Origin of the sequence: Burkholderia pyrrocinia, from assembly GCF_003330765.1 — a bacterium.
Lineage (GTDB): Bacteria > Pseudomonadota > Gammaproteobacteria > Burkholderiales > Burkholderiaceae > Burkholderia > Burkholderia pyrrocinia_B.
On record NZ_CP024902.1, the window covers coordinates 2,691,720 to 2,703,888 of the forward strand.

At 67.5% G+C, this 12,169-nt stretch carries 10 protein-coding genes; 7 read left to right on the top strand and 3 right to left on the bottom strand.

The annotated features are described in order from the left end of the window. Positions 1-6: 6 nt before the first annotated feature. The 6 genes from CUJ89_RS13015 (at position 7) to CUJ89_RS13045 (ending at position 7,608) form a co-directional block, all read left to right on the top strand. The gene (locus CUJ89_RS13015) at positions 7-915 is read left to right on the top strand and encodes a DMT family transporter (protein ID WP_114177675.1); all 909 of its coding nucleotides are present in this window, start codon (positions 7-9) and stop codon (positions 913-915) included. Positions 916-1,067: 152 nt separating this feature from the next. Next, positions 1,068-2,249, top strand: coding sequence for a PLP-dependent aminotransferase family protein (locus CUJ89_RS13020; RefSeq protein ID WP_114177676.1), 1,182 nt, complete (start codon positions 1,068-1,070; stop codon positions 2,247-2,249). Between the two features lie 42 nt (positions 2,250-2,291). Continuing rightward, positions 2,292-2,750 carry a RidA family protein gene (locus CUJ89_RS13025; protein ID WP_114177677.1) on the top strand — a complete coding sequence of 153 codons (459 nt, stop codon included), beginning with the start codon at positions 2,292-2,294 and terminating at the stop codon, positions 2,748-2,750. A 13-nt stretch (positions 2,751-2,763) separates the two neighbouring features. Further along, positions 2,764-3,645 (top strand): PhzF family phenazine biosynthesis protein, encoded by an 882-nt coding sequence (locus tag CUJ89_RS13030; protein ID WP_114177678.1) that lies wholly within the window; start codon positions 2,764-2,766, stop codon positions 3,643-3,645. A 217-nt stretch (positions 3,646-3,862) separates the two neighbouring features. Continuing rightward, positions 3,863-6,202 (top strand): EAL domain-containing protein, encoded by a 2,340-nt coding sequence (locus CUJ89_RS13040; protein ID WP_114178602.1) that lies wholly within the window; start codon positions 3,863-3,865, stop codon positions 6,200-6,202. Between the two features lie 197 nt (positions 6,203-6,399). After that, positions 6,400-7,608 carry a chromate transporter gene (locus CUJ89_RS13045; protein WP_114177679.1) on the top strand — a complete coding sequence of 403 codons (1,209 nt, stop codon included), beginning with the start codon at positions 6,400-6,402 and terminating at the stop codon, positions 7,606-7,608. A gap of 41 nt (positions 7,609-7,649) precedes the next feature. Here CUJ89_RS13045 and CUJ89_RS13050 read toward each other — a convergent pair whose 3' ends face one another. Continuing rightward, positions 7,650-8,096: a multidrug/biocide efflux PACE transporter gene (locus CUJ89_RS13050; protein WP_114177680.1), complete on the bottom strand. Its 447-nt coding sequence runs from the start codon at positions 8,094-8,096 to the stop codon at positions 7,650-7,652. Between the two features lie 113 nt (positions 8,097-8,209). Between CUJ89_RS13050 and CUJ89_RS13055 the strand changes: the two genes are divergently transcribed. Beyond that, positions 8,210-9,094, top strand: a complete 885-nt coding sequence (locus CUJ89_RS13055) for a LysR family transcriptional regulator (protein WP_114177681.1) — start codon at positions 8,210-8,212, stop codon at positions 9,092-9,094. A gap of 48 nt (positions 9,095-9,142) precedes the next feature. Here CUJ89_RS13055 and CUJ89_RS13060 read toward each other — a convergent pair whose 3' ends face one another. Together CUJ89_RS13060 and parC are read right to left on the bottom strand one after the other, a co-directional pair. Further along, positions 9,143-9,601 carry a CopD family protein gene (locus tag CUJ89_RS13060; RefSeq protein WP_114177682.1) on the bottom strand — a complete coding sequence of 153 codons (459 nt, stop codon included), beginning with the start codon at positions 9,599-9,601 and terminating at the stop codon, positions 9,143-9,145. Positions 9,602-9,847: 246 nt separating this feature from the next. Then, positions 9,848-12,169: a DNA topoisomerase IV subunit A gene (parC, locus tag CUJ89_RS13065; protein ID WP_114177683.1), complete on the bottom strand. Its 2,322-nt coding sequence runs from the start codon at positions 12,167-12,169 to the stop codon at positions 9,848-9,850.

Genomic DNA, 12,169 nt, shown 5'->3' on the forward strand with positions numbered 1-12,169 from the left:
CACGACATGAATTCGCGCGAAACCCGGGGCATGCTGCTCGGCCTCATCGGCGTGATGATCTTCAGCCTGACGCTGCCGATGACGCGTATCGTCGTCTCCGAACTCAATCCGCTGCTCAACGGGCTCGGCCGCGCACTCGCCGCCGCCGTGCCGGCCGGCCTGCTGCTGTGGTGGCGCCGCGAGGCGCTGCCGACCCGCGCGCAACTGAAAAGCCTCGCGATCACGTCGGCCGGCGTGATCATCGCGTATCCGGTGTTCTCCGCATGGGCGATGAAATCGGTGCCGGCGTCGCACGGCGCGGTCGTCAACGGGCTGCAGCCGCTGTTCGTCGCGCTGTACGCGGCATGGCTGTCGCACGAGCGGCCGTCGAAGGCGTTCTGGGCCAGCGCGGTGGCGGGCAGCGCGCTCGTGATCGCGTTCGCGCTGCGCGACGGCGGCGGCACCGTGCAGGCCGGCGACGCGCTGATGCTCGTCGCGGTCGGCATCGGCGCGCTCGGCTATGCGGAAGGTGCGCGCCTCGCGCGCCAGATCGGCGGCTGGCAGGTGATCTGCTGGGCGCTCGTCGTGTCCGCGCCGTTCCTCGTGCTGCCGGTCGGCTGGCTCGCGTGGATGCAGCATGCCGCGCATCCGGGCCCGCTCGCGCTGCGTACCTGGCTCGCGTTCGACTACGTGACCCTCTTTTCGCAGTTCATCGGCTTTTTTGCGTGGTATGCGGGGCTCGCGATGGGCGGCATCGCGCGCGTCGGCCAGGTGCAACTGCTGCAGATTTTCTTCACGATCGCATTTTCCGCGCTGCTGTTCGGCGAAACGGTCACGTCGTCGACGTGGCTGTTCGCGGCCGCCGTGATCGCCACCGTGGTGCTCGGGCGCCGCTCGGCGGTCGCCACCACCGCGCAACCGGCTCGCGCCGGCTGAACAGGTGCGCCATAATGTTTGTTTTGCCTGATCGGTTTTGCCCACCCAGCCGCGAAGGCTCGATCGCGCTCGCGCTCGCCCACCCGGCAGCGTCGAAGCGATCCGCCCGAACGACCTTTCTTGACTGACCACGATATCCGAACGAGGAGACTATGAATCCGAGCGACCTGCATCCGCCGCACTGGCAGCTTTCCGAACGCGCCCGCAAGCTCACGAGCTCTGCGATCCGCGAGATCCTGAAGATCACGGAACGCCCCGAGGTCATCTCGTTCGCCGGCGGCCTGCCCGCCCCCTCGACGTTCCCGGCCGAACGCATGCGCGCCGCGGCCGATCGCGTGCTGCGCGATGCGCCGGCCGCCGCGCTCCAGTACAGCGCGACCGAAGGCTACCTGCCGCTGCGCGAGTGGATCGCCGAGCGCTACAGCGTGCGCGTGTCGCAGGTGCTGATCACGACCGGCTCGCAGCAGGCGCTCGACCTGCTCGGCAAGGCGCTCGTCGATCCGGGCAGCCCGATCCTCGTCGAAACCCCGACCTACCTCGGCGCGCTGCAATCGTTCTCGCTGTACGAGCCGCGCTACGTGCAGGTGCCGACCGACGAGCAGGGCCTGCTGCCGGAAGGCCTCACGCCCGAGCTCACGCAAGGCGCGCGCCTGCTGTACGCGCAGCCGAACTTCCAGAACCCGACCGGCCGCCGCCTGCCCGTCGAGCGCCGCCGCGCGCTCGCCGCGTTCGCGCAGACGAGCCCGTTCCCGGTGCTGGAAGACGATCCGTACGGCGCGCTCAACTACCAGGGCGAGCCGCTGCCGACGATGCTGTCGATGGCGCCCGACCACGTCGTGCACCTCGGCACGTTCTCGAAGGTGCTCGCACCGGGCCTGCGGATCGGCTACATCATTGCGCCCGAGGAACTCCACTTCAAGCTCGTGCAGGCCAAGCAGGCCACCGACCTGCACACACCGACGCTCACGCAGCGCATCGCGCACGAAGTGATCAAGGACGGTTTCCTCGACGAGCACATCCCGACGATCCGCGAGCTGTACAGCGCGCAATGCGACGCGATGCTCGGTTCGCTCGCGCGCCACATGCCGGAAGGCGTCACGTGGAACCGCCCGGAAGGCGGGATGTTCATCTGGGTGAACCTGCCCGCGCAGATCGACAGCATGAAGCTGCTCGCCGCGGCCGTCGACAACCACGTCGCCTTCGTGCCGGGCGCGCCGTTCTTCGCAGACAACGCGCAGCAGAACACGCTGCGCCTGTCGTTCGTGACGGTGCCGCCCGAGAAGATCGAGGAAGGCGTCGCGCGGCTCGGCAAGCTGCTGCGCGAGCGCCTCTGATCCCATTTTTCCTGTCACGACTCTCTACGAGGAATCGAACGCATGGCTAACGTCTACGACAAACTGAATTCGCTCGGCATCGAGCTCCCGACCGCCGGCGCACCGGCCGCCGCCTACGTGATGAGCGCGCAAAGCGGCAATACGGTCTACCTGTCGGGTCACATCGCGAAGAAGGACGGCAAGGTCTGGGCCGGCAAGCTCGGCGCGGATCTGCAGACGGAAGACGGCAAGGCGGCCGCACGCTCGATCGCGATCGACCTGCTCGCGACGCTGCACGCGCACACGGGCGACCTGAACAAGGTCACGCGCATCGTCAAGCTGATGAGCCTCGTGAACTCGACGCTCGACTTCACCGAGCAGCACATCGTGACGAACGGCGCGTCGGAACTGATCGCCGAAGTGTTCGGCGACGCGGGCAAGCACGCGCGCTCGGCATTCGGCGTCGCGCAGATCCCGCTCGGCGCGTGCGTCGAGATCGAGCTGATCGCCGAAGTCGCGTAACAGGCGCACCGCGATGCCCGGTCATCTCGTCCGCTTCAAGCAGGTCGACGTGTTCACGTCGGCGCCGTTCAAGGGCAACCCGCTCGCCGTGGTGTTCGACGCCGATTCGCTCGGCGACGACGACATGCTCGCGATCGCCCGCTGGACCAACCTGTCGGAAACGACGTTCGTCTGCACGCCGACCGATCCGGAAGCAGACTACCGCGTGCGGATCTTCACGACAGGCGGCGAGCTGCCGTTCGCCGGCCATCCGACGCTCGGCACCGCGCACGCGTTCCTGGAAAGCGGCGCGCGGCCGCGCACGCCGGGCCGGCTGATCCAGCAGTGCGGGGTCGGCCGGGTCGCGCTGCGCGAGCAGGCCGACGGCTGGGCGTTCGCCGCGCCGCCGGCGCGCGTCACGCCGCTCGACCGTTCGGACTACGCGGCGCTGGCTGCCGCGTTGCGGAGCGACGCGATCGATCCGGATGCCGAACCGTGCGCGGTCGACAACGGCGCGCCGTGGCTCGTCGTGCGGCTGACGTCGGCCGACGCGTGCGTCGGCCTGTCGCCCGATCCGGCCGCGCTGGCGGCGCTCACGCACCGCTACGGCACGCACGGCCTCGCGGCCTACGCGCCGCACGCCGAAGGCGGCCCCGCGACGTTCGAAATCCGCTGTCTGATGACGGGTGAAGCCTTCGGCATCGGCGAGGACCCCGTCACGGGCAGCGCGAACGCCGCGCTGGCCGGGCTGCTGACCCGCCAGCAGCGCCGCCCCGGCACGTCGTACACGGCCCGCCAGGGCACGGCGATCGGCCGCGACGGCCGTATCTTCGTCAGCTACGACGAAGACGGCACGACGTGGATCGGCGGCCACGCCGTCACGGTCGTCGACGGCACGTTCCGGTCGCCTGCCTGACATTTCGCGATGTGCGATGGCGCCGGCCCGTCCGGCGCCCCTTCGATTCGCCTAACTATCGCAAAAACCTTCCAGCCAGTAATATCGGGCCTAATCCGTCGTTTCGGAGGTCTGTCCATGATTACGCATCCCGCGGACGAACAGACGCCGGGGCGACCCCAACCATAGCCGGCCATCCCGACGGATGGCGCACGCGAGCAGGACGCCGCCCTTTTCGATGAGCTCCGCCCGGTCCAACCACACACCGCCGACCCGGCCGCTGCGCGCGCCGCGCAAATCGCGCCGGCGCGCGCTGTTCGCGATCCCGCTGCTCGGGATGCTGGCGCTTGCGCTGCTGTGGGCGGTGATCATCGCGCGTCTGTCGGTGGAGAAGGACAGCGCGTACAAGGAGGCGGCGGCGTCCGCGGCGATCCTGTCCTCCGCGCTCGAGCAGCATACGGTCAAGGCGATCCACCAGGTCGATCAGATCACCCGCTTCGTGAAGTTCGAGTTCGAGAAGTCGCCGTCGCGCTTCAACCTCGCGAGCGCCGTCGAGAAAGGCGTCGTGCCGAGCGACACGCTGATCCAGGTATCGCTCGTCAACGCGAAGGGCATCCTGTTCGCGAACACCGCCGAGCTTCATCCACTGCCGATCAACCTGTCCGATCGGGAGCACTTCAAGGTTCACCTCTCGCACAACGACGACCGCCTCTTCATCAGCAAGCCCGTGCTCGGCCGCGTGTCGAGCCACTGGACGCTGCAGATGACGCGGCGCCTGAACAACCCGGACGGCAGCTTCGCGGGCATCGTGGTCGTGTCGGAAGACCCGAGCTACTTCACGAACGACTTCTACAACAACGCGGCGATCGGCAAGGAAGGCGTGATCGCGGTCGTGTCCGACACGGGCACCGTGCTCGCGCGGCGCACGGGCTCGCTCAGCAACGCGCCGGGCGCGTTTTCGGCATCGGGCGTCTACCCGATCGCCGAGCGCGTGACGGGCACGATCATCGACCCGATCGACGGCGTGACGCGCATCGTGTCGTACCGCCACCTCGACGGCTACCCGCTCGCGGTGATGGTCGGGCTGTCGCAGACGGAAGAATTCGCGGATTACTCCCACACGCGCAACGTCTACCTGCTGATGACGAGCTTCATCACGCTCGCGATGCTCGCGTTCTTCGGCGTCGCGACGGGCCTGATCGGCAAGCTGCTCGGCCGCGAGCGTGAAATGACGCAGCTCGCGGAATACGACCTGCTCACCGGCCTCGCGAACCGCTATGCGACGCTGCGCGGGCTGCGCAACGACGTGTCGATGCCGACGAGCCTGTCGCGGCTCGGCCTGCTGTTCATCGATCTCGACAACTTCAAGACCGTCAACGACACGCTCGGCCACAACGCCGGCGACATCGTGCTGCAGATGACCGCGTCGCGCCTGTCCGATGCGGTCGGCGACGAAGGTTCGCTCGCGCGCATCGGCGGCGACGAGTTCGTCGTCGTGATGAAGGGCGACGACGTCGAGCGGCGCGCGGTGCGGCTCGCGGAAGCGATCATCCGGATGTTCGGCGAACCGTTCGACGTGCGCGGCAGCTCGTTCGTGCTGCATGCGAGCATCGGCATCGCGCTGCATACCGTCGCGAACGAAAGCGAGATCGACCTGCTGAAGAAGGCCGACCTCGCGATGTACAGCGCGAAGGACGCCGGCAAGAACTGCTACCAGTTCTATGCGCCGCACCTGTCGCACCGTGCCGACCACCTGATGCGCTGGGAACAGCAATTGCGCGTCGCGCTCGCCGAGGAGCAGCTGTTCCTCGCGTACCAGCCGAAGATCGACCTCACGCACCGCTATATCACCGGCTTCGAAGCGCTCGCACGCTGGGATCACCCCGAGCACGGGGTCATCTCCGCGAACGAATTCATTTCGATCGCCGAATCGACGGGCCTGATCGTGCCGATCGGCGACTTCGTGATCCGCACCGCGTGCGAGCAGATCGCACGCTGGCGCGACGAGGGCCACGACACGCTGACCCTCGCGGTCAACATCTCGCCCGTGCAGTTCTGGCGCGGCGACCTGATCGAGACGATCTCGCGCACGCTGCAGGAAACCGGCATCGACGCGAACCGGCTCGAACTCGAGATCACCGAAACCGCGATGATGGAATATCCGGAACTCGTGTCCGAGAAGATCGTCGCGCTGAAGAAGCTCGGCATCCGGATCGCGCTCGACGATTTCGGCACCGGCTATTCGTCGCTGTCGTACCTGCACCGCTTCTCCGTCGACACGCTGAAGGTCGACCGCTCGTTCGTGCAGGCGATCCCGAACGATCGCAGCGTGTGCGTGATGGTGTCGTCGATCGTGCATCTCGCGCGCTCGCTCGGCCTGACCGTCGTCGTCGAAGGTACGGAAACCGAAGAACAGATCACGTGGCTGGCCGCGCTCGGCGAGATCGAGGCGCAGGGCTTCCTGTTCTCGCACCCGGTGCCGGCCGATGCGATTCCCGCGCTGATCGCGCGCTTCGGCGTGCGTGGCGACCACCCGCACGTCATCGCACACCGCGCGACGGGCAGCACCGGCGCCTGAGCGCACCACGGCCGTGGCGCGACTTGCGCGCCGCCGCAATTGTTTCGGTTTCCGATCCGATCGTTTGGTTCATCAACTAGCGTTTTCGCGCATGGCCGTGTCACGGCACGCGGCGGACAATTGGGAGGGCCAACGTATCGGCGGGCCGCCGGCACCTCCACACGCGAAAGATCAGGCCCTGCGCCACCAGCACAATCATGACAACCGTCGAAGTCGAAGCGCCCGCTCGTGTCGAACAGGCACAGGCATCCCTGTGGGCCTTGTTCAAGGCCATCGCCGCCATTTCGGCGGTCTCGTGGGGCGGGCTTTCGATGATGGCGCAACTCGAACGACTCTACGTAGAGCGGCTGCAGCGCATCGAGCCGCACGTATTCGGTGATTTCGTCGCACTCGCATGGCTCGTGCCGGGCCCCGTCGGCTGCAATGTTGCGGTGCAGGTCGGCCAGACGCTGCACGGCCGCGCCGGCGCATGGGTCGCCGGCATCGCGAGCGTGCTGCCGTTCTCCCTATTGATGACGCTGTTCGCGATCTTCTATCGCACGCCGCTCGTGCGCTCGCTTGCCGCGCCGATGCTGATCAATCACTTCGGGATGGTGCTCGCTGCGCTGATCGGCGTCACGTGGATCAAGCAGTTGCGCTCGCTCGCGCGCACGCGGCTCGAACAGGTGATCGCCGCGCTGTCGACGATTCTGCTCGCTTTCGCGCATAGTCCGGCCGCTTTCGTCGGAATTCTTTTCTCTGCGTTTGCAGCGGGCTGGCTGACGGGGCCGTCGCAACGCGACACGGTTGATTTCGCGCTGTCGAGACGCGACCGCAACCTGCTCGTGCTGCTCGGCGTGCTCGTCGTGCTGTTCGCGGTGCCGCTGCCGGGCGATTACCAGGCGCAGCTGCTGTGGCCGCGCCTCGCGGGCGCCGGCATGACGCTGTTCGGCGGCGGCTTTTCCGCGCTGCCCGTGCTCAAGACGCTGTTCGTCTCGCCAGCAACGGGCATCTCCGATCACGACTTCACGCTGGCGTTCGCGCTGTCGCCCGTGGCGCCGGGGCCGCTGCTGAACGTCGTGCCGTTTCTCGGCTACCTGACCGACGGCTGGGTCGGCGCGCTGCTCGCAACGGCCGCGCTGTTCATTCCGTCGGGTTGTCTCGTCGTGTTTGCGCAGAAGCATCTGTTCCGGCTCAAGCGCCATTCGCGCTTCGAGCACGGGATGCGCCTGCTGCGCGCGGCGACGACGGGTTTTCTCGTCGTCGCCGTCGTGAAGATCCTGCATCGCGAGCCGGCCGACCCCGTTTACTGGCTGACGGGCGCCTTCGCGACGCTGTGCTTCGCGCGCCTCAAGGTGCCCGTCTATGCCGTCTATGGTGCGGTCGCGATTGTGTGCGGCGTGTGGCTATGGGCCGCCGCGCACTGACGGGCGGCGGCCCCGCCGGGTTCAATCTGCCTTGACCGTCCTCAACCTGCCTGCATCGCGACCCGGCGTGCCATCCAGCGGGTGCGCAGCGCGTCGTACGCGAGGTTGAAGCAGAACGTGTAGGGCAGGAAGAACAGCACGATGCCGAGGTCGAGCAGCAGCGCCTCGACGAGCCCCACGTTCAGCCACCACGCGGCAACCGGCACCACCATCGCGACGAGGCCGAGCTCGAACATGAGCGCGTGCGCGATTCGCATGCCGAGCGTACGCGACAGTCCCGCGCGCCGCTCGAAGCGGTCGAACAGCGTGTTGAAGACCATGTTCCACGCCATCGCGATCAGCGACACCATCACCGTCAGCACGCCGACGTGCGACACCGGCATGTCGAGCAGCCACGCGCCGATCGGCGCGCACAGCGCGATCGCGACCAGCTCGAACGTCAGCGCATGCAGCAGTCGTTCCGTCACCGTTTTGTTGATCTGTTTCATGATTCCCTCCGATTCGTGTACTTCATTCATGTCGGCTATTTTGATCGGCGTAACCGTATGAATCCAGTTTGATATCATCGGCTTTACCGATATAACACAGTCAGGAGCGCCGCATGCGCCACGCCCCGGAAGCCCTGCTCGCGTTCGCCGAAGCCGCGCTGCTCGGCTCGTTCACGGCCGCCGCGCGCAAGCTCGGCAAGCGCCAGTCGACCGTGTCGGAGGCGATCGCGAACCTCGAGATCGATCTCGGCGTGCAGTTGTTCGACCGCTCGACGCGCGCGCCGACGCTGACCGACGCCGGGCGCGCGCTGCTGCCGCAGGTGCAGCGCGCGCTCGAGGCCGGCGCGGCGATCGACCGCACGGCCGCGCGGCTTGCGGGTGGCGAGGAAGCGCGGTTGACGCTCGTCGTGTCCGATACGTACCAGTCGAAGCGCTACGAGGAAACCTTGATGGCGCTCGAACGGCGCTTTCCGGCACTCGAGCTCGAATGTCAGATCGCCGAGCACGAGGACGTGCTCGACCTGATCCAGCAGGGCCGCGCGCAGCTCGGGCTGATGGCCGCGCGCGCGGCCTACCCGGCCGATATCGGCGCGGCGACGGTGGCGGAGGAATCGGAGATCGGGTTGTTCGTCGGACGCACGCACGCGCTCGCCGGGTACGGCGAGACGGAAGTGCCGCACGCGGCGCTGCGCGACGTGCGCGAACTGCGCCTCAATACCTACGTGAAAACGGAAGGCCGCAGCGCCGATGACCGGATCGTCGTCGGCACGCAGCACTGGCTGGCGCCGAGCTACCTGATGCTGCTGGAGATGGCCGTGCTCGGGTTCGGCTGGGCGGAGCTACCGCGCTGGATGGTCGAGCACTTCGCGCGCGATCGCCTGTGCGAGCTGCGCGCACGCGGCTGGCCGCGCCGCGTGCGGGTGGATGCCGTATGGTCGCGCAACCGGCCGCTCGGCCCGGCCGGCTCATGGCTGCTCGACGCAATGCTGGCCGCATAGCGGCGCATGCCGAGGCGCCCGCGGTTGGCGCCGGCCGGCGCCGGAAGGTCAGAAGCCGCGCGACAGCACGGCCGCGCCGACCGTGACGACACCGAGCACGAGGTTGACGATGACGAGCAGGCGCACCGCGTTCACCGCGCGCGCGCCGTCCGGCCAGTTCTGCGCCTGCACCGCACGACGGATGCGCGGGAACAGCGCGAACCGGATGTGCCCGAAGATCAGCATCATCACGACGCCGAGCCCGGCCATCGCGTGCAGCGACCACGTCGCGTGTGCGCCGCCGAATTCCATGAGCAGGAAGCCGCCGGACAGCAGGATCACGATCACGGAACCCGACACCCAGTTGAAGAAGCGGCCGAACACGCCTTCGATCAGCGGCAGCCGGAGCTGCGGCGACAGGTCGGACAGCGCCGGACGCAGGCAGAAGTTCGCGAAGACCATCCCGCCCACCCACACGGCGACGGCCAGCAGATGAAGAAACAGCGCGACGGCAACAGCGTGGGACATGAGGGCAATCCTGTGGTGGGTTGGGTGCAGCGAACGGCCGCGTCACACGCGGCATCAAGCGACGTTCGACCTGCCTGTCGCCGCGCGGTTCAGGCCCCACGCGCGATTTCACAATATTTTGCAAGTTCCGCATGACAGCGCCACGCCTGCTTACCCGAATCCCCGGTCCAAAAGAAAAGGCCGCACGCCCGCCGAAGCGGAGGTGCGGCCTTCGATCGCGGCCGAACCGGACGATCGCGCCCGGCGTCAGCCGAGCAGCGGACGCAGCTCGCTGACGACCTTGAGCTTCGTATCCGGCGCGCGGCCCTTGCGTGCGCGCTTGCCGAGGTGCGGCGCGAGCCCCGCATACGACAGCGTCTCGTCCTGCGCCTTGCCGCCGCGACCGGTGCCGATCAGCACGACGCCTGCCGGATCGATCGCGAGCGCCTGCACGAGCGTTTCCTTGTCGTCGAGCGCCATCAGGATCACGCCGCGGCCGCCGCCGGACAGCGTCTTCATCTCGTCCATCCCGAACACGAGCAGCCGGCCGCCGCTCGACAGGCACGCGATCTGCGTCGCGTTCGGCAGCACCGGCATCGGCGCGAGCGGCACCGCGCCCGCATCGATCGTCATGAACGCCTTGCCGGCCTTCACGCGGCTCACCATGTCGCCGACCTTCGCGAGGAAGCCGAAGCCGTTGCTCGATGCGAGCAGCAGTTGCTGGTCGGCCGGCGCCGCGTAGTAGTGCATCAGGTGCGAGCCCGATTCGAGCTCGATCAGCGACGTGACCGGCACGCCGTCGCCGCGCCCGCCCGGCAGCACCGACACGTCGACCGAGTACACGCGGCCGCTGCTGCCCCATGCGATCAGCCGGTCCGGCGTGCGGCACTGGAACGCCGCGTACAGGTGGTCGCCGGCCTTGAACGTGAAGCCGGCCGGGTCGAGCCCGTGGCCCTTCAGCGCACGCACCCAGCCCTTCTGCGATACGACGACCGTCACCGGCTCGTCGACCACCTTCGCTTCGAACGTCGCGCGCTTTTCCTGCTGGATCAGCGTGCGGCGTTCGTCGCCGTACAGCTTCGCGTCGGCCTCGATCTCCTTGATCATCAGCCGCTTCATCGCGCTTTCGTTCGCCAGCAGTTCCTCGAGCTTCGCTTTCTCGTCGCGCAGCGTTTCGAGTTCCTTCTCGATCTTGATCTTCTCGAGCCGCGCGAGCTGACGCAGGCGGATTTCGAGAATGTCCTCGGCCTGCCGGTCGCTGAGACCGAACGCGCTCATCAGCGCCGCCTTCGGCTCGTCCGACTCGCGGATGATGCGGATCACCTCGTCGATGTTCAGGAAGACGATCATCCGCCCTTCGAGGATGTGGATGCGATCGTCGACCTTGCCGAGACGATGGCGCGTGCGTCGCGTCATCGTCAGCTGGCGGAACTTCACCCATTCGTCGAGGATCGTCAGCAGCCCCTTCTGGCCCGGCCGACCGTCGGCGCCGATCATCACGAGGTTCAGCGTCGCGTTCGATTCGAGGCTCGTGTACGCGAGCAGCGTGTTCACGAATTCCGTCTGGTCGATCGTGCGCGACTTCGGCTCGAACACCAGCCGCACCGCCGCTTCCTTGCCCGACTCGTCGCGCACCGCGTCGAGCAGGTCGAGCATCGCCTTCTTCGTGTTGAGCTGCTCGGGCGTCAGCGTCTTCTTGCCGAGCTTGAGCTTCGGGTTGGTCAGTTCCTCGATTTCCTCGAGCACCTTCTGGCCCGACGTGCTCGGCGGCAGCTCGGTCACGACGAGCTGCCACTGGCCGCGCGCGAGATCCTCGATCTTCCAGCGCGCGCGCACTTTCAGGCTGCCGCGGCCCGTTTCGTACGCCGCCGCGATTTCGGTGTCGCTCGAGATGATCTGGCCGCCGCCCGGGAAATCCGGGCCCGGGATCAGGTTCATCAGCTCGGCATGCGTGAGCTTCGGATTGCGGATCAGCGTGACCGCCGCCGCTGCGACTTCGCGCAGGTTGTGCGACGGGATTTCGGTAGCCAGGCCGACCGCGATGCCCGACGCGCCGTTCAGCAGCACGAACGGCATGCGGCTCGGCAGCGTCTTCGGCTCCTCGAACGAACCGTCGTAGTTCGGCATGAAGTCGACCGTGCCCTGGTCGATCTCGTCGAGCAGCAGCTTCGCGATCGGTGTGAGGCGCGCTTCGGTGTAACGCATCGCCGCCGCGCCGTCGCCGTCGCGCGAGCCGAAGTTGCCCTGCCCGTCGATCAGCGGGTAACGCAGCGAGAAATTCTGCGCGAGACGCACGAGCGCGTCGTATGCCGACTGGTCGCCGTGCGGGTGGTATTTACCGAGCACGTCGCCGACGACGCGCGCCGACTTCACCGGCTTCGCATCCGGGCCAAGGCCCATTTCGTTCATCGCGAACAGAATCCGGCGCTGCACCGGCTTCTGGCCGTCGCATACGTCGGGCAGCGCGCGGCTCTTCACTACGCTGACCGCATAGCTGAGATACGCCTGCTCTGCGTAATTGCCGAGCGTCAGCGCCTCCGCATCGGGTGCGTCGGACGCGGCGAAGAGATCGGAAGTGTTGTCGTCCAT

Coding starts and splice junctions, on each gene's coding strand:
- CUJ89_RS13015 (WP_114177675.1), top strand. CDS start 7: ATGAATTCGCGCGAAACCCGGGGCATGCTGCTCGGCCTCATCGGCGTG.
- CUJ89_RS13020 (WP_114177676.1), top strand. CDS start 1,068: ATGAATCCGAGCGACCTGCATCCGCCGCACTGGCAGCTTTCCGAACGC.
- CUJ89_RS13025 (WP_114177677.1), top strand. CDS start 2,292: ATGGCTAACGTCTACGACAAACTGAATTCGCTCGGCATCGAGCTCCCG.
- CUJ89_RS13030 (WP_114177678.1), top strand. CDS start 2,764: ATGCCCGGTCATCTCGTCCGCTTCAAGCAGGTCGACGTGTTCACGTCG.
- CUJ89_RS13040 (WP_114178602.1), top strand. CDS start 3,863: ATGAGCTCCGCCCGGTCCAACCACACACCGCCGACCCGGCCGCTGCGC.
- CUJ89_RS13045 (WP_114177679.1), top strand. CDS start 6,400: ATGACAACCGTCGAAGTCGAAGCGCCCGCTCGTGTCGAACAGGCACAG.
- CUJ89_RS13050 (WP_114177680.1), bottom strand. CDS start 8,096: ATGAAACAGATCAACAAAACGGTGACGGAACGACTGCTGCATGCGCTG.
- CUJ89_RS13055 (WP_114177681.1), top strand. CDS start 8,210: ATGCGCCACGCCCCGGAAGCCCTGCTCGCGTTCGCCGAAGCCGCGCTG.
- CUJ89_RS13060 (WP_114177682.1), bottom strand. CDS start 9,601: ATGTCCCACGCTGTTGCCGTCGCGCTGTTTCTTCATCTGCTGGCCGTC.
- parC (WP_114177683.1), bottom strand. CDS start 12,169: ATGGACGACAACACTTCCGATCTCTTCGCCGCGTCCGACGCACCCGAT.